23 protein-coding genes and 1 pseudogene are annotated in these 20,688 nt (G+C 63.4%); 10 read left to right on the plus strand and 14 right to left on the minus strand.

Annotated elements, in window-relative coordinates; translation table 11 throughout:
• Positions 1-78 precede the first annotated feature (78 nt).
• The 5 genes from AC0NIH_RS27355 to AC0NIH_RS27375 all read left to right on the plus strand — a co-directional run bounded on the left by AC0NIH_RS27355 (position 79) and on the right by AC0NIH_RS27375 (position 3,312).
• Positions 79-942: a S49 family peptidase gene (locus AC0NIH_RS27355; protein WP_013896712.1), complete on the plus strand. Its 864-nt coding sequence runs from the start codon at positions 79-81 to the stop codon at positions 940-942.
• A 141-nt stretch (positions 943-1,083) separates the two neighbouring features.
• Positions 1,084-1,269, plus strand: a complete 186-nt coding sequence (locus AC0NIH_RS27360; RefSeq protein ID WP_013896713.1) for a membrane protein — start codon at positions 1,084-1,086, stop codon at positions 1,267-1,269.
• Positions 1,270-1,295: 26 nt separating this feature from the next.
• Positions 1,296-2,195, plus strand: coding sequence for a 4-(cytidine 5'-diphospho)-2-C-methyl-D-erythritol kinase (locus AC0NIH_RS27365; RefSeq protein WP_473466878.1), 900 nt, complete (start codon positions 1,296-1,298; stop codon positions 2,193-2,195).
• Positions 2,182-2,736 (plus strand): molybdenum cofactor biosynthesis protein B, encoded by a 555-nt coding sequence (moaB, locus tag AC0NIH_RS27370; protein WP_473466877.1) that lies wholly within the window; start codon positions 2,182-2,184, stop codon positions 2,734-2,736. The genes AC0NIH_RS27365 and moaB overlap by 14 nt, the downstream gene beginning before the upstream one ends.
• Before the next feature lie 102 nt (positions 2,737-2,838).
• A complete protein-coding gene (locus AC0NIH_RS27375) occupies positions 2,839-3,312 on the plus strand; it encodes a GFA family protein (protein WP_473466875.1) in 474 nt (157 codons plus the stop codon).
• Here AC0NIH_RS27375 and AC0NIH_RS27380 read toward each other — a convergent pair.
• Together AC0NIH_RS27380 and AC0NIH_RS27385 are read right to left on the minus strand one after the other, a co-directional pair.
• Positions 3,302-3,570 (minus strand): annotated as a pseudogene (locus AC0NIH_RS27380) (hypothetical protein); the annotation flags it as partial. The gene AC0NIH_RS27375 and the pseudogene AC0NIH_RS27380 overlap by 11 nt on opposite strands.
• Positions 3,571-3,586: 16 nt before the next feature.
• A complete protein-coding gene (locus AC0NIH_RS27385) occupies positions 3,587-4,108 on the minus strand; it encodes a glycosyltransferase (protein ID WP_352709307.1) in 522 nt (173 codons plus the stop codon).
• Between the two features lie 150 nt (positions 4,109-4,258).
• Between AC0NIH_RS27385 and AC0NIH_RS27390 the strand changes: the two genes are divergently transcribed.
• On the plus strand, positions 4,259-5,413 hold the full coding sequence (locus tag AC0NIH_RS27390; RefSeq protein WP_023778642.1) for a PA0069 family radical SAM protein: 1,155 nt from the start codon (positions 4,259-4,261) through the stop codon (positions 5,411-5,413).
• 130 nt (positions 5,414-5,543) lie between these two features.
• Positions 5,544-6,239, plus strand: a complete 696-nt coding sequence (locus AC0NIH_RS27395; protein WP_473466873.1) for a ribonuclease HII — start codon at positions 5,544-5,546, stop codon at positions 6,237-6,239.
• A gap of 286 nt (positions 6,240-6,525) precedes the next feature.
• Here AC0NIH_RS27395 and AC0NIH_RS27400 read toward each other — a convergent pair whose 3' ends face one another.
• The 7 genes from AC0NIH_RS27400 to AC0NIH_RS27430 form a co-directional block, all read right to left on the minus strand.
• Positions 6,526-7,017, minus strand: a complete 492-nt coding sequence (locus AC0NIH_RS27400) for a F0F1 ATP synthase subunit B (RefSeq protein WP_023778640.1) — start codon at positions 7,015-7,017, stop codon at positions 6,526-6,528.
• Positions 7,018-7,027: 10 nt separating this feature from the next.
• On the minus strand, positions 7,028-7,627 hold the full coding sequence (locus AC0NIH_RS27405) for a F0F1 ATP synthase subunit B (protein ID WP_013896721.1): 600 nt from the start codon (positions 7,625-7,627) through the stop codon (positions 7,028-7,030).
• Between the two features lie 64 nt (positions 7,628-7,691).
• The gene (locus AC0NIH_RS27410) at positions 7,692-7,916 is read right to left on the minus strand and encodes a F0F1 ATP synthase subunit C (protein ID WP_013896722.1); all 225 of its coding nucleotides are present in this window, start codon (positions 7,914-7,916) and stop codon (positions 7,692-7,694) included.
• A gap of 87 nt (positions 7,917-8,003) precedes the next feature.
• On the minus strand, positions 8,004-8,762 hold the full coding sequence (locus AC0NIH_RS27415; RefSeq protein ID WP_224687032.1) for a F0F1 ATP synthase subunit A: 759 nt from the start codon (positions 8,760-8,762) through the stop codon (positions 8,004-8,006).
• 56 nt (positions 8,763-8,818) lie between these two features.
• Positions 8,819-9,226, minus strand: coding sequence for an AtpZ/AtpI family protein (locus tag AC0NIH_RS27420; RefSeq protein ID WP_473466870.1), 408 nt, complete (start codon positions 9,224-9,226; stop codon positions 8,819-8,821).
• A 256-nt stretch (positions 9,227-9,482) separates the two neighbouring features.
• Positions 9,483-10,667, minus strand: a complete 1,185-nt coding sequence (locus tag AC0NIH_RS27425; protein ID WP_473466868.1) for a cell wall hydrolase — start codon at positions 10,665-10,667, stop codon at positions 9,483-9,485.
• 145 nt (positions 10,668-10,812) lie between these two features.
• Positions 10,813-12,111 carry an MFS transporter gene (locus AC0NIH_RS27430; protein ID WP_473466867.1) on the minus strand — a complete coding sequence of 433 codons (1,299 nt, stop codon included), beginning with the start codon at positions 12,109-12,111 and terminating at the stop codon, positions 10,813-10,815.
• 118 nt (positions 12,112-12,229) lie between these two features.
• Here AC0NIH_RS27430 and AC0NIH_RS27435 point away from each other — a divergent pair, with 118 nt between their 5' ends.
• On the plus strand, positions 12,230-13,150 hold the full coding sequence (locus tag AC0NIH_RS27435; protein ID WP_473466866.1) for a LysR substrate-binding domain-containing protein: 921 nt from the start codon (positions 12,230-12,232) through the stop codon (positions 13,148-13,150).
• Between the two features lie 121 nt (positions 13,151-13,271).
• On the opposite strand, the gene der is transcribed toward AC0NIH_RS27435, so the two are convergent.
• Positions 13,272-14,702: a ribosome biogenesis GTPase Der gene (der, locus tag AC0NIH_RS27440; protein WP_023764553.1), complete on the minus strand. Its 1,431-nt coding sequence runs from the start codon at positions 14,700-14,702 to the stop codon at positions 13,272-13,274.
• A 63-nt stretch (positions 14,703-14,765) separates the two neighbouring features.
• Positions 14,766-15,431 (minus strand): tetratricopeptide repeat protein, encoded by a 666-nt coding sequence (locus tag AC0NIH_RS27445; RefSeq protein ID WP_352709136.1) that lies wholly within the window; start codon positions 15,429-15,431, stop codon positions 14,766-14,768.
• Positions 15,432-15,693: 262 nt separating this feature from the next.
• On the opposite strand from AC0NIH_RS27445, the gene AC0NIH_RS27450 reads away from it, so the two are divergent.
• Positions 15,694-16,701 carry a polysaccharide deacetylase family protein gene (locus AC0NIH_RS27450; protein ID WP_473466864.1) on the plus strand — a complete coding sequence of 336 codons (1,008 nt, stop codon included), beginning with the start codon at positions 15,694-15,696 and terminating at the stop codon, positions 16,699-16,701.
• Positions 16,702-16,725: 24 nt separating this feature from the next.
• Here AC0NIH_RS27450 and sbmA read toward each other — a convergent pair whose 3' ends face one another.
• From sbmA to AC0NIH_RS27465, 3 genes are all read right to left on the minus strand, one after another.
• Entirely contained in the window at positions 16,726-17,988 is a 1,263-nt protein-coding gene (sbmA, locus tag AC0NIH_RS27455) for a peptide antibiotic transporter SbmA (RefSeq protein ID WP_013896731.1), read from the minus strand.
• A 114-nt stretch (positions 17,989-18,102) separates the two neighbouring features.
• Positions 18,103-19,263 (minus strand): YbfB/YjiJ family MFS transporter, encoded by a 1,161-nt coding sequence (locus AC0NIH_RS27460; RefSeq protein ID WP_473466862.1) that lies wholly within the window; start codon positions 19,261-19,263, stop codon positions 18,103-18,105.
• A gap of 120 nt (positions 19,264-19,383) precedes the next feature.
• A complete protein-coding gene (locus tag AC0NIH_RS27465) occupies positions 19,384-19,608 on the minus strand; it encodes a hypothetical protein (RefSeq protein WP_473466860.1) in 225 nt (74 codons plus the stop codon).
• 97 nt (positions 19,609-19,705) lie between these two features.
• On the opposite strand from AC0NIH_RS27465, the gene AC0NIH_RS27470 reads away from it, so the two are divergent.
• Positions 19,706-20,668 (plus strand): LysR substrate-binding domain-containing protein, encoded by a 963-nt coding sequence (locus AC0NIH_RS27470; RefSeq protein WP_473466858.1) that lies wholly within the window; start codon positions 19,706-19,708, stop codon positions 20,666-20,668.
• Positions 20,669-20,688 lie beyond the last annotated feature (20 nt).

The raw sequence follows: 20,688 nt of genomic DNA on the forward strand, positions 1-20,688 counted from the left end.
CTATTCCTGGCCACCACATTGCCGTTGGCCGGGGAATCCCTACATGCCTGCAACCCATCGACCGGAGAGCCCACCCACGTGAAACGTCTTTTCAACCGCCTGCTGCCGAAATCCTGGCGCTCCACCGTCGTCACCATTCCGGTCATCCGGCTGCACGGCACCATCATGGCCGGCGGCGGTCCGTTCCGGCCGAGCCTGTCGCTTGCCTCCACTGCCGGCCTGATCGAGAAGGCGTTCTCCTTCGAAGCGCCCGCTGTCGCCATCTCGATCAATTCGCCTGGCGGCTCACCGGTGCAGTCGCGGCTGATCTTCAAGCGCATCCGCGACCTGGCGACCGAAAAGAACAAAAAGGTGCTGGTCTTCGTCGAGGATGTGGCGGCTTCGGGCGGCTACATGATCGCGGTCGCCGGCGACGAGATTTTCGCCGATCCGTCCTCGATCGTCGGTTCCATCGGCGTGGTCTCGGCCTCGTTCGGTTTTCCGGAGCTGATGAAGAAGATCGGCGTCGAGCGGCGTGTCCACACCGCCGGACAGAACAAGGCGGTGCTCGATCCGTTCAAGCCGGAGAAGAAGGAGGACGTCGAACGGCTGAAGGCACTGCAGCTCGAGGTGCACGAGACCTTCATCGATCTGGTCAAGGAGCGGCGAGGCACCAAGCTGAAGGACGATCCGGACCTGTTCACCGGCCTGTTCTGGACCGGCAAGAAGGGCCTGGAGCTTGGCCTTGTCGACGCGCTCAGCGACATGCGCACGGTGCTCAAGACCCGGTTCGGGGCGAAGACCCAGCTCAGGCTGATCACCGCGCCGCGCGGCTTCCTCGGCCGCTTCGGCCTGTTCGGCTCGAGCCAGGGCTTTTCCGCGCCCGATATCGCCGCCGCCGCTGCCAGCGGGGTGATCGATGCGGCGGAAGAGCGCGCGTTGTGGGCTCGGTTCGGGCTTTGAAAACCGCGTAAAACCGTCTAGCATAGGTGCCTTGAAGTCTCGTGCCTGTCGTTTTGCCAAAGCCGAACACATTTTTGGGCGACATGCATTAACCGACCCGACCGGCCGCCTTCGCCGGCCCAGCGTGGGAGGAGTTTTGACATGCCGCAGATCATTTTCTTCACCGTCGTTGGCGTCGCCGCCTATTTCGGCTACCGCACATTCGTGCGCGAAGCCGAGCGCGTGACGGCCAAGGTGCGGCGCACCGAAAAGCAGGCGGCCAACGGCGCGATGGGAACGCTGGTCAAGGATCCCAAGACCGGCGAATACCGGCTGGCCAAGGACTGAGCATCATCTCCCAAACGACTGACGCCGTGGACACCGACATCGGTTCGCGTACCTGGCATGCGCCCGCCAAGATCAACCTGGCGCTGCATGTCACGGGAAGGCGCGCCGACGGCTATCACCTGATCGAAAGCCTGGCGGTGTTCACGCGTTTTGGCGACCGGGTCGAGGTCGCGCTCGCCGACAGCGACGATTTCACCGTGTCCGGGCGCTATGCGCCGGAGGTTCCCCTCGACGCCGGCAATCTGGTGTTGAAGGCGCGCGATGCGCTGCGAGGAGAGGCCGGACCGCACAAGACCCCGCCTGTCGCCATCAAGCTTGAAAAGAACCTGCCCGTCGCCTCCGGTGTCGGCGGCGGATCCAGCGACGCGGCGGCGGTATTGCGCGGCCTGGCGCAGGCATGGGGTCTGGACATCGATGGCGCCGGGCTGGCGCGGATCGGTCTTTCGCTTGGCGCCGATGTGCCGATGTGCCTGGCGGCCAGGCCGCTGGTCGCGCGCGGCATTGGTGACGAGCTATCGATGGTGCCGGACGTCTCGGCGCTGGGGCTGGTGCTGGTCAATCCGGGCATGCCGGTCTCGACGGCGGATGTCTTCGCAGCGCTTTCCCGCCGCGACAACGAGCCGTTGCCGCCGTTGCCGCGCGGCATCGATTTTCACAGCCTGCGCAACTGGCTGGAACTCACCCGCAACGATCTCCAACCGGCGGCGCTGGCGATACAGCCCGCCATAGGCCGGGCGCTTTCATGGCTCGATAAGGCTGGATCGGGTTTTTCACGCATGTCCGGTTCGGGCGCGACGTGCTTCGGCCTGTTCGAGACCGGCAATGTCGCCAAGCGCGCAGCGGCCGAGATCCGCGGCCGCCAGCCCGACTGGTTCGTCGCGGCGACGCGCAGCATCGCATCGGAGGGCGCTGATGGCCAGAACTGACGAGAGCCGTTCCTTCGTTCCGGTGCGTGTCGCGGTGCTGACCGTTTCCGACACACGCAGCCTCGCCGACGACAAATCCGGACAGACGCTGGCCGACCGCATCACCGAGGCCGGCCACATCCTGGCCGCCCGCGACATCGTCACCGACGACCGCGACAAGATCCGCGACAAGGTGCTCGGCTGGTCGAAGGACGCGGCGATCGACGTCGTCATCACCACCGGTGGAACGGGCTTTACCGGGCGTGACGTGACGCCGGAGGCGCTGGAACCGATCTTCGAAAAGCGCATGGACGGCTTTTCGGAAGTGTTCCACCGCATCTCCTACGACAAGATCGGCACCTCGACGATCCAGAGCCGGGCGACCGGCGGCGTCGTCAATGCCACTTTCGTCTTCGTACTGCCGGGTTCGCCCGGCGCCTGCAAGGACGCATGGGACGGCATCTTGAAGGCGCAGCTCGACTACCGGCATATGCCCTGCAACTTCGTCGAGATCATGCCGCGCCTCGACGAGCACCTGCGGCGCGGCAAATCAGCTCCGTAAAGCCGAGGCCAGGCGCTGGTTTCACGTCGCGTTTGCCAGGCAAAAGGCTGCCCTCGCCTTCGAAAGACCATTCCAAACCCGATGCCGGAGGAAGTACCCTTCGTGGCGGCGGCCCTTGCCGTTGACGACGAGGCGGAAGCGATGACTGTGCACGCCGGCGGATGCCATTGCGGCAACATACGCCTTCAATTTTCAACCGAGCTCGACCCGTCGCAAATCGAAGTCCGTGCTTGCCAATGCGCGTTTTGCATCAAACATGGCTCGCGCGCCGTTGCCGATCCGAACGGCCAATTGATCGTCTCGGTCGAGGACGACGCCCGGTTGCACAGATACCGGTTCGGATTGCGCACCGCCGACTATTTGATCTGCCGGGACTGCGGCGTCTATGTCGCGGCGGTCACCACCGACGGTGGGGATTCAAGGGCGATCGTCATCGTCAATGCCCTGGACGACCGGCTGCGGTTCAGCCGCGAGCCAGCCGCCATGGACTATGATGCCGAGAGCAGGCAAGGCCGCATTGCCCGGCGACAGGCACGCTGGATGCCTGTGGAGATCCTGTCCGCTTTCAGCGGATGACCGGTTCGCCGTGAAACCGCCGGCGCGAAGGCGCGGATACGCCGATGTCGACTTCCGTCATCAGCCGCGGCGTGCGCGCCGGCACGGTGCCCATGTGCAAGCCGACGGGTCCTCGACGAAGCCGAGGCCAGCTTCGCCGGTCAGCGTCACCGGGCTTTGCTCGCCATAGACGTCCAGGACCTCCATGGCGGGATGGCCGACCAGCAGGGTCAGCTGATGTTTGGGGGCGCGGCGATTATGCCTGCCCCTGACGTAGACAGCAGCTGCAAAAGAATCACTTGCGCGATTCCCGCTTCGCCGGCGCTACCCAGATCTCGGCGTCGAGCTTCTTTGTCGCCAGGCCGCGTGCAAGCGCCTCGGCACTGCCGGCGTGCTTCGACAAGGACGCTGCCTGCCGCTTGCTGATCACCAGTCCGTCGGCCAGCGCGCGATTTCCCGAAAACACCCGCGCCAGGAACGGCACACGGCTGCCGCGTGAGCGCGAGAACCGCGCCGCCATCGTTTGCCGGGCCGTGTGGGCGACGACCGCTTCGGTCCAGCCATCCACCAGCCTGGCGCCCGGCTCCAGCAGCAACAGCCAGTCGCCCTTGGCCTGCCTGATGCCGGCGGCAACACCGCCGCTCGCCACATAATGGCAGCCGGCATGTTCGGCGACATGGTGCGTCTGGTCGGTGGAACCGATATCGCAGACGACGACCTCGCGCACCACGCCCTCGACGGCGCCGCCAATCAGCGAACCGAGCGTGCGGGCGAGAGCCTCCTCGTCATTGCGGGTTTCGATGAGAACACTGAGCATCATCAGCCGAATAGCGGAAAGGCGGACGCGACGCCAGTTTTTGCAGCGCACCATAGAAAGTTCTTGCTTTGTTCTCATCAAGGAAATAGGAATAATTTCATGAGCAGAGCGATTCGACACAACATGGACAGTCCCTGGGAGCGGGCCAAGATGGAACCGATCATGCGCGCCGACATTGCGGCTTTCGGAGCAGGACGCGCCGAGATGGCCAATGCGATGATCGAGCAGAGTGGCATGCGTATCCGTCCGGATCGCAACCGCGGCCGGTCGGCGGGCATCAATCCGTCCGGCCGGTTCGAGCCGGTCACTCGGCATGTCTTCGATGATGGCTGGAGTTCGCTGGAGGAACTGCCGCCGTTCAAGACCGAGGTGCAGGTGGAAAAGCCGCGCACCATCATCACCCGCAACGAATCGCCCGACATCTCCTTCGACCGCTCGATCAACCCCTATCGCGGCTGCGAACATGGCTGCGTCTATTGCTTCGCGCGGCCGACCCATTCGTTCATGGGCCTGTCGCCGGGCCTGGATTTCGAATCCAAGCTGTTCGCCAAGCCGGACGCGGCGCGGCTGCTCGACAAGGAGCTGTCGAAGGACGGCTACCAGCCGCGCACCATCGCCATCGGCACCAACACCGATCCCTACCAGCCGATCGAGAAGCAGTACCGGATCATGCGCGAGATCCTGGAAGTGCTGGAGGCGCGCGGCCATCCGGTCGGCATCGTCACCAAATCCGCTTTGGTGACGCGCGACATCGATATCCTGTCGCGCATGGCCGAGCGGGGGCTCGCCAAGGTGGCCCTGTCGGTGACGACGCTCGACCGCATGCTGGCGCGCACGATGGAGCCGCGCGCATCGACGCCGACCAAGCGGCTGGAAGCGATCAGGCAGCTTTCCGATGCCGGCATTCCGGCTTCGGTCATGGTGGCGCCGATCATCCCCGGCCTGACTGACCAGGAGATGGAACGGATCCTCGATTCGGCGAGTGCCGCCGGCGCGCGCGAGGCGGGTTATGTCGTGCTGCGCCTGCCGCTGGAGGTCAGCCCGATCTTCAAGGACTGGCTGCTGCGCCACTATCCCGACCGCTATCGCCACGTGATGTCGCTGATCCGCTCGATGCGCGACGGCAAGGACTACGATTCGGAATGGGGCAAGCGCATGAAGGGCGCCGGACCCTATGCCTGGCAGATCGGCCGGCGCTTCGAGATCACCGCCAAGCGGCTCGGCCTCAATGCCGAACGGCGCACGCTGCGAACCGACCAGTTCGTTGCAGCCGGAAAGGACCAGGAGCAGTTGATGCTGCTTTGATCTTCCTTTTTCGCTTGTGAAATCCCGTCCGGCCTGCCCCGGCCAGCAGACGGTGCCCTCCCGGTCCGGCGCCCCACCCGACCCGGAGGGACTTGCGGAGAATCGGAACCGATGCGAACCTCGCCGCAACATGGCTCGCGCGCGTTCCGATTCTCCGCTTCTCTTCGAAATTGTCGAGAAACCCGATTTCTCCTTCGAGACAAAGGCGATGGCCGATGGCCTGTGGCCAGTGGCAGGGATGGACGAGGCTGGCCGTGGCCCGCTGGCCGGGCCGGTGGTCGCTGCGGCGGTGGTGCTCGACCCAGCCAACATTCCCGAAGGCCTCGATGATTCCAAACGGCTCAGCCATTTGCAGCGCGAGGCATTGTTCCTGCGCATTCTGGGCTCCGCGCAGGCGATCTCGATGGCCTCGATCAGTGCCGAGGGCATCGATGGCAGCAATATCCTCAAGGCGAGCCTTGAGGCGATGCGACGCGCGCTGGTCGGGCTGTCGGTTCGGCCTAAGCTCGCGCTTGCCGACGGACGCGACGTGCCGCCGGGGTTGCCGTGCGAGGGCCGCGCATTGATCAAGGGTGACCAACGCTCGCAATCGATCGCCGCTGCCTCCATCGTCGCCAAGGTCATGCGCGACCGCATGATGTGCCGTTGCGGCAGCCATAACGACCGCTACGGATTCGAGGTGCACATGGGTTACGCCACGGCCCGGCACCGCACGGCCATCGAGGCGCACGGCCCGGTCGCGCGCCTGCATCGCGTGTCGTTTTCTCCGTTCAGGCTTGGTGGCGCCGAGGTGGTTGAAGAAGAGAGCTTCGACGGGTTGGATTGAGCGCCCGCGACGGTAGCTGATCTCCCCCCTTGAGGGGGAGATGTCCGGCAGGACAGAGGGGGGCGCTGTCCCGCCAGCCTATCAGCCAGTTGCGCCCAGGTTCCCCGGATAATTCGCACCCGACGCAACCGATGAAAATCGAACTGCTGGCGTTCCTTCACGCCCCCCTCTGCCCTGCCGGGCATCTCCCCCACGAGGGGGGAGATCGGCAGCGTTGGCATCGACGCACAACAAAAAAGCCGCCAGGTTTCCCAAGCGGCTTTGATTGGACTGCGTTCGCTAAAGTCTAGTTGAGCTTTGCCTTCACGTCCGCCAGCGAAGCCTTGAACAGATCGGCTCCGGCCTTGACGTCGACCTTGGCGGCGAGCAGCGCGCGGGCGGCCTCGACGGCAATGTCGACGGCGCTGGCGCGGACTTCGCTGATGGCGTCACGCTCGGCCTGGCCAATCTTCTGCTCGGCCAGCGCGGTGCGCCTGGTAACATAGTCTTCGGTCTTCTTGTGCGCTTCGGCGGCGAGCAGATCGGCCTCGCGCTTGGCGGCCGCGACGATATCGGCTGCCTCCTGCTCGGCTTCCTTGCGCTTGCGCTGATATTGGCCGAGCAGTTGCTGGGCTTCCTCACGCAGCTTGCGTGCCTCGTCGAGTTCGCTGCTGATGCGCATGGCGCGGGCATCGAGCGCCTTGGCGATCAGGCGGGGCACCTTGATGTAGACGGCGATGGCCAGGAAGATGACAAGGGCTATCGTTGCCCAGAGCGTCGCGAGAGATGTAGCGTCCATGATGCGCTCCTTACCGGGCCACGGATTTGACCGCGGCCGCGATCTCGGCCTTGCTGGCCTTGCCGCCGACCAATGCTTCGACGATCGCCGAAGCGGTGTCCTCGGCGATGCTGCCGACTTCCTTCATGGCGTTGGCCTTGATGGAAGAAATGCGCGCCTCGGCCTCGCCGAGCTTCTCGTCGAGCGCGGCCTCGATCTTCTTGCGCGCGGTGTCGGCTTCCGCCTTGGCCGCATCGGCGGCCTGCTGGCCGATCGAGTTGGCGTTCTTCTTGGCTTCCGCCAGTTCCTGCTCGTAAGCAGCAACGGCGGCGTCGGCCTCGCCCTTCAACTTGGCGGCCTGGTCGAGATCCTGGCTGATGCGGTCGTTGCGGACATCGATGATGCCGCCGACGCGCGGCACCACGACCCGCTTCAGGAAGAGGTAGAACAGCCCAAAAGTGATCGCCAGCCACAGAAGCTGCGACGGGAAGGTCGCAGGATCGAACGGCGGAAATGTGCCGTGCGCTTCCGCAGGCACGCTGGTGCCGGAATGCGTGTCGCCTTCCGTCGCAGCGTGGCTGGTATCGGCTGATGGCGCGGACTCTTGCGCGAAGGCAGATGTCACGAACATGGGCTATCCCCAGATATCAGGCCCGCCGCTTGCGCGGCCGGCCTGTCCAATCTTCCCAGTGCTCTCAGCCGAACAGGGCCAGAAGCGCGATGAGAAGCGAGAAGATGCCCAGAGCTTCGGTCACGGCGAAGCCGAAGATCAGGCGGCCGAACTGGCCATCGGCAGCCGACGGGTTGCGCAGTGCGCCCGAGAGGTAGCTGCCGAAGATGTTGCCCAGGCCAATGCCCGCGCCACCCATGCCCAGGCAAGCGATGCCGGCGCCGATGTACTTTGCTGCTTCTGCGTCCATTTGTTCAACTCCTTTGGATCTGAAATTCCGTTGCGATTTCCATCCGGCGCCAATGTTGGAAACCTTGGACCGGAAACTCTTGGGGCCTTAGTGCCCGGGATGCAGGGCGTCGTTGAGATACATGCAGGTCAACACCGCGAAGACGTAGGCCTGCAGGAAGGCGACCAGCAATTCAAGCGCCGTCAGCGCCACCGCCATGGCCAGCGGCAGGACCGAGCCCGCGACACCGACCGCGCCGAGCGCGGAGAGGCTGACGACGAAGCCGGAGAACACCTTGAGCGTGATGTGGCCCGCCAACATGTTGGCGAACAGACGAACCGAGAGGCTGACCGGGCGCGATACGAAGGAAATGACCTCGATCAACACCACCAGCGGCAACAGGAACACCGGCACACCATGCGGCACGAACAGTTTCAGGAAACCGAGGCCATGCTTCATGAAGCCGTAGACCACCACGGTTCCGATCACCAATGCGGCGAGGCCGAAGGTGACGATGATGTGACTGGTGACGGTGAAGAAATAGGGGAACAGGCCGAGCAGGTTGGCGACCAGAACGAACATGAACAGCGAGAACACGAAGGGGAAGAACTTCATGCCTTGCGTGCCGGCGGCGTCGCGCAACATATTGCCGACGAACTCATAGGCCATTTCGGAGATCGACTGCAGCCGGCCGGGAACCAGGCTGCGGCTCGACGTCGTCAGCAGCAGGAAGGCCGCGGCAACGACCACGGTCGCGACCATGAACAGTGCCGAATTGGTGAAAGACAGGTCATAGCCGCCGATGTTAATCGGAACCAGCTTGATGATATTGAACTGGTGGATCGGATCGACCTTGTCAGCTGCCACGTTCTAACCCCGTCAATGCCGCGTACGGCCAAATTACCATTGCCGCGCGAGCCCGGCTATTTGCTGTCGTCTCGGCCAGGGCGCGATTGGTTGCCCTTTCCGAATTCGGCCACAACGCCCGCGGACCGCATGACATTGAGCACGCCGGCGCCAAACCCAAGCAGCAGGAAAACGATCAGACCCCACGGCGATGTCCCCGCCATACGGTCGATGATCCAGCCGATGCCGGCGCCCACCACCACGCCAGCGATGAATTCACTGGAGAGTTTGACCGCCTGGCCGTATCCGGCCGCACTGCCCGCTTTCGCGTCGTCTTTCCCCTCGAGCCGGTTCGGCAGCCTTGTCGCAAGCGATGCTTCAAGTTCACGCCGACGTCGCTCAAGATCGTCGTCACGGATGTCAGGTTCATGCTGCTTGCCGCGGCCGGTTTCTCCGGTTCCGTCTGGCCTATTTTTATTGGCCATCGTAACCCCCCTGCCCGGTCAGACCGTCACCGTCCGTCCGCTTGTAAAGTCGCCGGCAACATAGTTAGAGGGTTTGCGCCCGTCAAGCCACGGGCGGAAGTTCATTGCCATGTATTTTAGGCAATAAAAACAAGCAATTAGCGAGGTGCGACATCGTGCCCGCCGCAAGGATGGGGATGCATTGCGCGAATCCCCCCGGCAATGGGTCCCTGATCGATCGCGTGGCCGCCCGAAAAAGACCGGCGACCGACGCCACTCAGCTCCAGCCGCCACTATAGGTGCGGTAGAAGATATGCAGGCCGATCTTGGTCATCTTCTGCATCGTGCGCGCCCAGCCGGGATGGACGTACTGGGCGTAGTAGTGGGTCGACGATCCGACCTCCGGGATGAATATCTTGCCGGCGGTGACGGCCATGGCGATGTCCTGGGCGGTCTTGTAGGCGGCAGGACTGTCTATGCGCTTCTTCCTGCCGTCACACGCGAATGAGAACTGGCAACGGTTGAACCAGCTGTCGTTCTGGTAGACGACCCCGCAGATCGAATTCGGATAGGCCGGGTTGCGGACGCGGTTGAGGATGACCTGGGCGACGGCAGCCTGACCGCGCACGGATTCGCTCCTCGCCTCGAAGTAGATGCCGTTGGCCAGGCATTTCTGCTCCGGCTTGGAAAAGACGCTCTCAGGCAGCGGGTTCTGGATCCACGAGTGGTCACCCTTGACCATCGGTGGGATGAAGCGGCCGCTGTTGGGCTGCTCGTCCTGCAGCAGGGCTTCGAAGGGTGAGGCCTTGGCATAGTCGGGCTCGGATTGCGCATAGGCCGTCGCCAGCACATCCGGATGATCGTTGTTGACCAGGGCGGCAAGCATGGTCGGCACGCCGGGATCAGGCTTCTTGTCCTCACGCGCATGGAACGCCGCGGCGATCTGGATTTCCTTGCCTTTGATCTGCGGCTTGGCGAAGGCCATCTTCAGGCCGCTGTCCATGCTGGGCCGCATCAAGGACGAGGTCCGCTGGAAGATCGACCCGGCGTTGAAGTTCTTCGGCGGGGCAACGGGAGAGACCTGGACGATACGGCCCTTCTTGTCGCCACGCACGACGCGAGCTTCGTCGGGCGTGGCGCCGACCTTGCCGCCCTTACCGCGAAACGACACGTTGCCGACGCCGGCCAGATGGATACCGGATCCGGAGATCGAACCGGTGACGTCGGAATCGATGAACGGCATCTCGGCAGCGTGAACCGAGCCGGCGACGGATTTTTCGACGTAGGAATTCCAGCGCGCGGTCGGCGCTTCGAGGCCGGACACAAGGCTTGTCATGTCCTGGTAGGCGGCGACGGTCGGGAAGCCGATCCAGATGCCGAGACCGATGATGCACGGAGACACGAGGCTGCGTTTTTTCTCACCGGCGACGGCTGCCAGCCGCTTCAACAGACGTCGATGCACGGAACTCTCTCCAGGAACGCTACTGACCCCACTGGAGAGCAAAATGATGCATTAACCTTGATGGGACGTTAACGGGATCGATCGGGTTGTCCCAGTCGGCCCAGGTCGTGGCGCCGAAGTCGGGCGGTTTTGCGGCGGGCGTTCCTCAAGTTTGCCGCAGGAAGATCGGCCAGGCGATCAGCGCGCAGATGGCGGCCGACAGCCAGACGCCGGACCATGACCAGAGATGCAGCAGCCCGGGAATGGCCACCGGCACCAGGAAGAAGCCGACGAAGACAAAGGTGTTGGCTAGGCTGAGTGCTGTTCCGACATGGCCGGCGCCGGCCAGCGTGGCAAGCTCGGTGTAGGCGACGCCATGCCAGGCCGAAACCGAGATGCCCGCGACAATCAGCACCAGGGGAAGGACAGCGATCCGGAAGGACTGGCCATCTGGCACGGCGGGGCTGACCAGGACCAGCACCCAGAGGATCACGAAGGCGAGCGCGCTGAGCGCACTGCATGAGCGCAGAAACCGGCGGCGGTTGCCATGGCGGTCGGTGAAGCGGCCGCTCCAGACGCGCATGACCATGGCACCAGTCTGCACCGCGGCAAGGCTGGCGCTGATCGCTGCCGTTCGTAGCCCTGCGAAGTCGTGCAGGAACACCGAGGCGAATGTGAGCACCGCCACCTGCGGGAAGCAGAGCAGGCCAATGGCGGTGGCGATCCGCCAGACCTCGATGTTGCGCAATGGCGCCGGTCCGGCCCCAGCCGATGAAGAGGTGTGGCCCGCATCCGTTGTCGGCGGCTCGTGCAGCCAGCGCCAGGCGAACAGGGCGGAAAGAGCGGATGCCGTCGCCAGCAGCCCGAACACCGCGGCAAAGCCGAACGCCAGGGCAAGCGAGGGCAGCACCAGTGCGCCGAGGCCGCCGCCAAGCGGCACCGCCGTCTGCCTTACGCTCATGGCAAAGCCGCGTTCGCTTTCCCGGAACCAGGCCATGATGGCGCGGCCGCTCGAACCGTTGACGCTGCCGCCGAGCAATCCCGCGAAGAGCAGGCTCGCCGACAGAAGCATGACGTCGGGGATGCCGGTTCTGGTCGGCACGACGAGCATCGCCATGGCAAACAGCCATGCAGCCGTCGCGCCGAGACCGATCAGAAGCACGCGGCGATCGCCCCAGCGGTCGGTGAGCAGACCCCATGGCAGCTCGCTGAGCGCAACGCCCAGCCCGAGAAGACCGAGCGCCACGCCCAGTTGCGCGTTGCTCAAATGGTAGCCTTGGCGGAGCACGACGGCCGTTGCCGGTATGCCGGAGAAGATCGCCGAGAAACTGGCATTCGCGGCGACGCCGATGCCCAGAACCTTCCAGCGATGACCGGGACCGAATACCCTCCCCGCGGGACCGGCAGCCCTGTCCTTCAGGATTTGCGCTGGCTGTTGATCGGCGCAGTCGACGATGGCGGACATGGTTCTATTCCCGTGGTGGCCAGCGCTGCCGGCCTTGACGGGCTCCATCTACCGCCATAAATCAGTCCTTAAAATCGGGAAGTTTTTGACATTCGATTCGAAAATTCGGGACAATTGCATGCGACGCGTCACATTCGACCTGGACGTTCTCCGCAGTTTCGTCACCGGCATGGAGCTGGGCAGCTTCGCCAAGGCGGCCGACCGGCTTGGCCGCTCGACCTCGGCGGTCAGCGCCCAGTTGAAGAAACTGGAAGAGCAGGCGGCGACGCCGATCTTCCGCAAGTCGGGACGCGGCCTCGCCTTGACTGAGGCCGGCGAGACTTTGCTCGGCTATGCGCGCCGGCTGCTCGAATTGAATGATGAAGCGGCTGCAGCCATCCACGACGTCGAGCTGGAAGGCTGGGTGCGGCTCGGCCTGCAGGAGGATTTCGGCGAGGCGGTGCTGCCCGAGGTGCTCGGCCGCTTCGCCCGCGCCCACCCCAAGGTGAAGATCGAAGCCAGGATCGCGCGCAGCCACGAGCTTGCCGAACGGATCATGTCCGGCAGTCTCGACATCGCGCTGGCCTGGCACAGCGGGGAGACGCTGCCTTACAGCCAGCACGTCGCCGATGTTCAAATGCGCTGGATCGGTCCGGCAAAGCGCATCGAGACCAGCCTGCGTGACGGTGAGCCGCTGCCGCTGGTAGCGCTCGAAGCGCCCTGCCTGCTGCGCACGGTGGCGACCGAAACGCTCGACCGTGCCGGCCTGCCCTGGCGCATGGCCTTCTCCAGCCCGAGCCTTGGCGGCATCTGGGCGGCGGTCGCCGCGGGGCTGGGGCTGACGATCCGCACCAATATCGGCCTGCCGGCCAGCGTCAGCGCGATGACGCCGGAGATCGCCGGGCTGCCAGCGCTGCCCAAGATGGCGCTGTTGCTGCATCGCAGGGATGCCGAGCCCGAGCCGGTGGCGGCCCGCCTTGGCGACATCCTGCTGGAGGCGGCGCGGCAGGCGCTGTCTCAGGGCGTGCGGGGGACTGAGGGGCTAAGGGCCGTTGCTTAGACGCGATGGCCATCCGGCGTCGAGTTCCCGCACACCTCCCTCTGTCCTGCCGGCAGGCCAGAGGGGGGTGCTGTCCCGCCAGCGCTAAAATGAGCAAACGCGCAGCCTACCTGAACGAGGCTCAGCCGCGTTTCTTGGCCCGGCCGGCGAATGGATTATCCGAGGTGCGCAGCGCGATGCGGATCGGCACGCCCGGCATGTCGAAGGCTTCGCGCAGGCTGTTGGAGAGATAACGGACGTAGGATTGCGGCATCGCATCCGGCCGCGAGCACTGGACCACGAAGCCCGGCGGCCGCGTCTTGGCCTGGGTGACATATTTGACCTTGAGCCGGCGCCCGGCGACGGCAGGCGGCGGATGATGCGCCAGTATGGCTTCAAGCCAACGGTTGAGCTTGCCGGTCGAAACACGGCTGTTCCACACCTTGTGCGTCTTCAGTACCGCATCCATCAGCTTGTCGAGGCCGCGACCGGTCTCGGCCGAGACCGGCACCGCCTGGATGCCGCGCGCCTGCGGCAACAGCCGTTCGGTTTTCTCGCGCAGTTCCGCCAGGAGTTCCTGCGGATGATCGATCAAGTCCCATTTGTTGAAGGCGATCACCGGCGCCCGGCCCTCGCGGATGATCAGGTCGGCGATCTGCAGATCCTGCTTCTCGAAGGGAATGGTGGCGTCGAGTACGATGATGACGATCTCGGCGAAACGGATGGCGCGCAAGCCGTCCTGCACCGACATCACTTCCAGCTTCTCGTGAATCCTGGCCTTGCGGCGCATGCCGGCCGTGTCGAAAAGCTTTATCCGGCGGCCGCGCCAATCCCAGTCGACCGAGATCGAATCACGGGTGATGCCGGCCTCGGGTCCGGTCAAAAGCCGCTCCTCGCCGATCAGCGCGTTGATTAGCGTCGACTTGCCGGCGTTCGGGCGGCCGACGACGGCGATGCGCATCGGCTTGGTGTCGTCATAGGCAGGCTCGGCGTCCGGATCGGCGATGTCCTCGCCGATCAGCACCTCGCCGGTAGCGATCTCCTGGTCGTCTTCCTCGTCCTCGCCGAAAGCGCGCGCCTCGCCAAGTGCCGCGATCACCGCATCACGCAGATCGGGCATGCCCTGGCCGTGTTCGGCCGAAACCGGAATCGGCTCGCCCAGCCCGAGCTCCCATGCCTCCAGCATGCCGCCCTGCGCGCCCTTGGCCTCGGCCTTGTTGGCGACCAGCACGACCGGCTTGCCGGATTTTCGCACGATCTCGGCAAAGGTCCTGTCGTCGGGCAGCAGGCCGGATTTGGCATCGATGGTGAAGAAGATCAGGTCCGCCTCGCGAATGGCGATCTCGGTCTGCGCGCGCATGCGGCCCGGCAAGGTCGAGGCAGCCGCGTCCTCGAAGCCCGCGGTATCGATGACGTCGAAATGCAGGTCGTAAAGCTTGGCGGCATGGACGCGCCGGTCACGGGTGACGCCCGGCGTGTCGTCGACAAGCGCCAGCTTCCTTCCCACCAGCCGATTGAAAAGGGTCGATTTGCCGACGTTAGGTCTGCCGATGATGGCGACTTTGAAGGTCATACGGTCCTACAATGATGCATGTCGTTGTCCCAAAACCGCTGCACAATTTTGGGCGACATCCATTTACGACGCATTGCCCGAACCACGGATCAGCTCGGACATCAGCGTTGCCCGCTCGCGGGTGTTGCGCGGGGCGCCGTCATCGGAGGCGATCTGATCGAACAGCTTCAGAGCGTCCTGTGTCTTGCCTTCCTTCCAGGCGGCAAGGCCGAGCGCCTCGCGCGCCGTGTGGCGCAGCGTGTTGGTGTCCGAGGTCAGCGCCTCGACGCGGCTGGACACGTCGGCGAAGGAGCCGTGGTCGACGAGCAGGAGCGCCGCCCTGAGCCGCGCCATGTCGCGAATGCCCTGGGGGATGGCGTTATCGGCGGCGACCTCGTCGAAGTCCTTGACGGCGGCGTCGACGTCGCCCTTGCTTGCCTTGACTGTCGCGGCGCGCATGCGGGCGAGCAGCGGATAGGCGCCGTAGCCGTCCTTCTCCAATTGATCGAGCGCGGCCAGCGCCTCGTCGTTCTTGCCGTCATTGGCAAGCTTGAGCGCCTGCGAGAAAGCGTCGCCGGAGCGGTTGGCACGCGTCTCGTCCCAGTAGCGATAGCCGACGAAGGCGGCGGTGCCGAGCACCACGAGGATCGCAGCGACAAGCAACGCCGGGCCGAAACGGTCCCACAGCTTCTGCGCCTGGTCGCGGCGCATCTCGTCGTTGACTTCACGGATAAAACTGTCGTCGGACATCAATCAAAACCATTCCTGCCCCGGGCCGGGGCGGTTCATGAGCCCGCGTTTTAGCGAAATTTTGTCGGCATGGAAGGGGTTCGGCCGGAAAATCGCCTATTCCCCAGGGCAATCGGATGTTTGGCTTGGGCAAACGGGTGTTTGCTCCAGGGCAAACCGATGTTTGCCCTGGGGGTAAACCGGCGAAAAGCCCAATCGCACCGGCGCCACATTTAGGCGATAGCCGGCTTGCTGACCGCCCGAAGCCTGGATCCCCTGCCCTATGTATCGCTCGTCCCGTATTGTTGCGTTCTCGCTTGCCTTGCTCGCGCCTGCCGGCGTGGCTTTGGCCGATCCGCCCGCGCCGCCGACGCCGGCAAAGCCGAGGCAGGTCGTCATCGTCTCCTTCGACAGCGCGCGCGACGTCTCGCAGTGGAAGCGCAGCCGGGCACTGGCACAGCGCACCGGCGCGCATTTCACCTATTTTGTCTCCTGCGTCTTCCTGCTGTCGCCCGAGACACGCAAGGAATACACCGCGCCAGGCAAGACAGCGGGCAAATCCAACATCGGCTTTGCCGCTTCGAAACAGGAAGTGGCCGAGCGGCTCGAACAGATCGGCCTCGCCGCGCATGAGGGCCACGACATCGCCAGCCACGCCTGCGGCCATTTCGACGGCAAGGATTGGAGCAAGGCCGACTGGCTGAAGGAGTTCGGCTCATTCGAACGCATTCTCGAGAACGCCTATTCGATCAACGGCATCGCGCCCGAACCCAAGGGCTGGCGCGATTTCGCGCGGCATGCGGTTGCCGGCTTCCGCGCGCCGTATCTGTCGGCGAGCAAAGCGCTCTACGAGGCACTTCCCGCCGCCGGCTACCAGTTCGACGCCAGCGGCGTCTCGCAAGGCCCTGCTTTGCCGACGGCCAGCAACGGCATCATGCATTTTTCACTGCCGCAGATTCCAGAGGGACCGAAATCACGGCCGGTGATCGCCATGGATTACAACCTCTATGTCAGGCATTCCGGCGGCTTCGAGCGGCCAAGCAAGGCGGACGAGTTCGCCAACCGGACCTACGAAGCCTTTCGCGCCGCCTTCGATGCACAATACCAGGGCAAGCGCATTCCGCTCGAACTCGGTTTCCACTTCACACTGATGAATGAGGGCGCCTACTGGAATGCGCTGGAGCGCTTTGCCGGTGAGGTCTGCGTCAAAGCGGATGTCGAGTGCATCAGCTTTCGCGACTATATTTCGCGGCAACGCGACGGCGAGAGACAAGCGTCGGTTGGCGGCTGAGCCGCCAACCCGTTCGCCGAAATATCAGGCTGGATCACCTCCGTAGCCTTGACGCTCCATGAAGCGTCTGTCGATGGCCGGCAGCGGCTCACCGTGAATCCTCGCCTCAAAGGCGCGTAGACGCTTGTAGATTGAAAGTAGCTCAACGATCGTTGGCCAGGAATTTACCAGATACTGAAACGACGATCGAACTTGTTCAAAAGAATTTAGAATCTGATTCAGAGCACCGAGCTTGATCTTTCCGGCAACCATCGTCGGAACAAGAACGATATATGGAAAAATGTTATCGATCTGGAGGTAAAATATCCTCGCTACGTTGAAATAGACGTAGTGAAAATATAAGCGGAAATAATTTTTCCGGACATTACTAAATAGCTCCGCTACGGTAGGAGGCTGCGCGCGATTAGTGTCATCCTCACCATAGACTAGTTCCTTGCGGTAGGCGGCTTCGACCCGCTGATTACGAAACTCCAACCCGGGAAGCTTGATACCAACAAGCGCCAAGAACGTCGTTCCGAAGAGCGACCATAGAATTGCTACAACGACTAGTGAGTATGGCACGGCACCGACGATGGGCAACTCTGTTACGTCTCGAGAGAGATGCAGCAGCACAGGCAGAAACGCTATCAGTGTCATGACCGACCCGACCAAGCTTACGCCGAGATCTTCCATCGTGGTGGAGAAACGCATGGTATCTTCCTGCACGCGTTGCGACGCACCTTCGATCGGTCTCAATTTCTCCCAATTATCCATGTAATAATCGTTCATCGCAGTGCGCCAACGAAATATCCAATGGCTAACGAAAAACCTGTTAAGCACCCCGATAAAAACTGCCAGAAGTGCAATCCACATTATTGTCAATAACTGTCCGTAAAAATCCCACGGCGTTGTCGAAAATGGAGTGCCCAGTGCCTTCTGAATAAGATCATAGAATGGACCGTACCAATCGTTGAAAGCCACGCTTACCTGAACTTGATAGTATATGACAAAAAGTATTAATGACGACCCGAGAATTGACCAATTCTGCCAAGGATGCGGCCGATACAAGGCCCAAAATATATAAAAAGTAAAAACAACAGCAGAAAAATACACATAGAACCACAGAAATGGCTTTGACCAAAAAAGTGCAACACCAACAATCTTATCGGTGCCATCACCCAACGGCGGCAATCCAAAAACGGCACCTAACTGTTCGCCCCCAAAAAACCAGAATAGAACGGCCGCAAGGCTCCAGACGGCGGCCGAAGTGAAGAACAGCTTCGGCTGCGGGAAGAAAGATACGAACACTGTGGCGAATTCCTCGATCTATGCGCAAATCAGCGGGGTTTGGCGGGCATAAGGTCACACATTAGGGGGAAAGAAAATGCCTGCCCGATGCCCGGCGCAGAGCAAGACCACAAATCATGGCGATTTTGGCGCAGCCGACCATGTGACGGCGCCGGAGACCAGCAGCATGGCCGCGGCAACGATCGAAGCGAGGAAGAAATTGCCCGACGCCTGCGCCAAAAGCCCGGCGGCGATCGGGCCGATGATTTGGCCAAAACCGAAGGATGCCGTCATCAAGGCAAAGACACGCCGGGGCGCCCTCGGCGCCTGCTGGCGCGCGGCCTGCAGGCCAAACGCCGTGATGGCGATGAATGTGCCACCGAGCAGCAGACCGCCAAGCAGCGGTCCGGAATGTCCGCCAAGTGCCACGCTGGCGATGACCCCGATCACTTCGATGAAGCAGGCCAGCGCATAGGCGGCGTGTAGCCCGATCCATGCCGCGATCTTCTGCCAGAACCAGATCGAGGGGAAGCCCGCAAGGCCAGCGACCATCCACACCATGGCCTCGAAAACGCGGCTGCCGCCGCCTTGCCGGACGATGGCGACCAGGAATGTCGCGGTCACCACATAGCCAAACCCGAACAGGCCGTAGGCGACGATGATCTTCATCAGCGACCGGTCTTTCGGCAGCGCCGGCTCGCGTGCGCCCTCGCCATCGGTGAGCGGGCCTTCATCCGCCAACAGCGCGACGACCACGAAACCGCATGCCGAAATTGCCGCCGACCACAACCAGCCCGCCGCCCAGCCGGCATGTTCGGCGACCAGCACCGCCATCATCGCCGCCGAGATCGCGATGCCGAGGCCAACGCCGCCAAAATGCCACGCCTGCAGGTCGCCGCGTCCGGCCGCCGCGATGTGGCTGAAGACGATGCTGGCCATGAAGACCATGACGAAGGCGCTGGCCAGGCCGGCCAAAAAGCGGATGGCGAGAAAGGCGTCCATGGCGTCGGTCAGCCCCATCAGCGCGGCCAGGATGGTGCTGGCGCCGAGGCCGACCAGCATCAGCTGACGCTCGCGCCCATGCGCCCAACCGCCCGCCGCGGCAAGCGCGCCGAGGAGATAACCGAGATAGTTGGCCGAGGCGATCCAGCCGGCATTGGCCGGCGACAGATGCAGTTCTTCCATCATGCCGGGCAGGATCGGCGTGTAGACGAAACGGCCGATGCCCATGGCGACGGCCATGGCGATCATGCCGGCGAAGGCGTAGCGCAGCGCTGTCGAATTGGCTGATGTCATTGCAGCGCACAATAAATGCAGGGATCGCTGAAACAATCCGCCATCCGTTGGGCCAGTGCGGCCGCGGAATGCCAGGTCGTGGTCGACCTGTCCTGAAACCGGAAAGCACGGCGCTTACGCTCAGCAGCGCCCGCCGAAACTGGCGTGCAACGAAGCGGTTTCATGCACGGTCCGCCGCGCCGTCAGCCTGAACGGCACATCGCCGAGTTCGCGCTCCGACATGGTGTTCAGCACAGGATGCGAAAGCGGATCGGTCAGCCACCTCTGCGTGTCGCCCTCGCGGCCTGGTTCGTATGGCGAGGCCGCGGCGAACAAGACCTTCAGCGATGACAATATCCCTGGCATTTTTCGGCTCCGCCGGTCGGTCTCCCATCGATAAAATCCGCCGTTTCGATGTGCCTTTCAATTGAGATTTCAGCCGGATCGGTTTAGAAAATCTCAAATGAGCGTGCTCAACCGCATCCACCTCAACGGCCTTCGCGCCGTTGAAACCGTAGCCCGTCTCGGATCGCTCGCAGCGGCGGCGAGCGAACTCAATGTTTCCGTCAGCGCCGTCAGCCAGCAGATAAGCCGCACCGAAAAGCAGCTCGGCAAGGCGCTGTTCGAGCGCACGACGAGCGGCCTTGTGCTGACCGAATTCGGCACCGTGTTCGCGACCCGGCTCGGCGCGGGGTTCCGCGAACTGGCCCAGGCAGTGGCGCTGGCCGATGAGGCGACACAATGCACATTGGTGGTTTCGGTGGCGCCGGCCTTCGCCTCGAAATGGCTGCTGCCCAGGCTATCGCGTCACTTCGACCGGCATCCAAACGTGCTGCTGCGCATCGATGCCTCGGTGCGGCTGGCCAATCTCGATCATTCCGACATCGATATCTCCATTCGGCTCGGCGACGGCAAATGGCCGGGCGGGCGGGCAGAACTGCTTTTGGCGCAGGAGGTCTTCCCGGTCTGCGCACCCGACATCGCCCGGAAATTGAGATCGATCGAGGACCTTGCCCAGACATGCGCCATCACCGACGAGCGGGCGATGATCAACTGGGAAAGCTGGTTTGCCGCGGCCGGTGTCCAACCCGTCACCTTCCAGAAGGGCGCGCGCTTCACCGATCCGATGCTGTGCCTGGAATCGGCCATTGCCGGCCATGGCGTGATGCTCGGCTGGCAATTGCTGGCGGCCGATGCGCTGGCCGACGGGCGGCTGGTGGCGCCATTCGGAATCCGCGCCCAGAGCGGGCTCGGCTACTGGCTGGTGACTTCGGCGGAGAAGACCGAGAGCCGCAAGGTCCGGGACTTCAAGGCCTGGATCAAGGAGGAGATCGCGGCGACGATGGCGCAGTTCGGATCGGCGACCACACGCCCGACCGGCGCGATCGCGGTGGAAAGCGCAGTGTCGTCGGTCTATGTAGATTGAGAAATCCAACAACGACGGCA

The organism is Mesorhizobium sp. WSM1386 (assembly GCF_055901595.1).

Coding starts and splice junctions, on each gene's coding strand:
- AC0NIH_RS27360 (WP_013896713.1), top strand. CDS start 1,084: ATGCCGCAGATCATTTTCTTCACCGTCGTTGGCGTCGCCGCCTATTTC.
- moaB (WP_473466877.1), top strand. CDS start 2,182: ATGGCCAGAACTGACGAGAGCCGTTCCTTCGTTCCGGTGCGTGTCGCG.
- AC0NIH_RS27385 (WP_352709307.1), bottom strand. CDS start 4,108: ATGCTCAGTGTTCTCATCGAAACCCGCAATGACGAGGAGGCTCTCGCC.
- AC0NIH_RS27390 (WP_023778642.1), top strand. CDS start 4,259: ATGGAACCGATCATGCGCGCCGACATTGCGGCTTTCGGAGCAGGACGC.
- AC0NIH_RS27395 (WP_473466873.1), top strand. CDS start 5,544: ATGGCTCGCGCGCGTTCCGATTCTCCGCTTCTCTTCGAAATTGTCGAG.
- AC0NIH_RS27400 (WP_023778640.1), bottom strand. CDS start 7,017: ATGGACGCTACATCTCTCGCGACGCTCTGGGCAACGATAGCCCTTGTC.
- AC0NIH_RS27405 (WP_013896721.1), bottom strand. CDS start 7,627: ATGTTCGTGACATCTGCCTTCGCGCAAGAGTCCGCGCCATCAGCCGAT.
- AC0NIH_RS27410 (WP_013896722.1), bottom strand. CDS start 7,916: ATGGACGCAGAAGCAGCAAAGTACATCGGCGCCGGCATCGCTTGCCTG.
- AC0NIH_RS27420 (WP_473466870.1), bottom strand. CDS start 9,226: ATGGCCAATAAAAATAGGCCAGACGGAACCGGAGAAACCGGCCGCGGC.
- AC0NIH_RS27430 (WP_473466867.1), bottom strand. CDS start 12,111: ATGTCCGCCATCGTCGACTGCGCCGATCAACAGCCAGCGCAAATCCTG.
- AC0NIH_RS27435 (WP_473466866.1), top strand. CDS start 12,230: ATGCGACGCGTCACATTCGACCTGGACGTTCTCCGCAGTTTCGTCACC.
- der (WP_023764553.1), bottom strand. CDS start 14,702: ATGACCTTCAAAGTCGCCATCATCGGCAGACCTAACGTCGGCAAATCG.
- AC0NIH_RS27445 (WP_352709136.1), bottom strand. CDS start 15,431: ATGTCCGACGACAGTTTTATCCGTGAAGTCAACGACGAGATGCGCCGC.
- AC0NIH_RS27450 (WP_473466864.1), top strand. CDS start 15,694: ATGTATCGCTCGTCCCGTATTGTTGCGTTCTCGCTTGCCTTGCTCGCG.
- AC0NIH_RS27460 (WP_473466862.1), bottom strand. CDS start 19,263: ATGACATCAGCCAATTCGACAGCGCTGCGCTACGCCTTCGCCGGCATG.
- AC0NIH_RS27465 (WP_473466860.1), bottom strand. CDS start 19,608: ATGCCAGGGATATTGTCATCGCTGAAGGTCTTGTTCGCCGCGGCCTCG.
- AC0NIH_RS27470 (WP_473466858.1), top strand. CDS start 19,706: ATGAGCGTGCTCAACCGCATCCACCTCAACGGCCTTCGCGCCGTTGAA.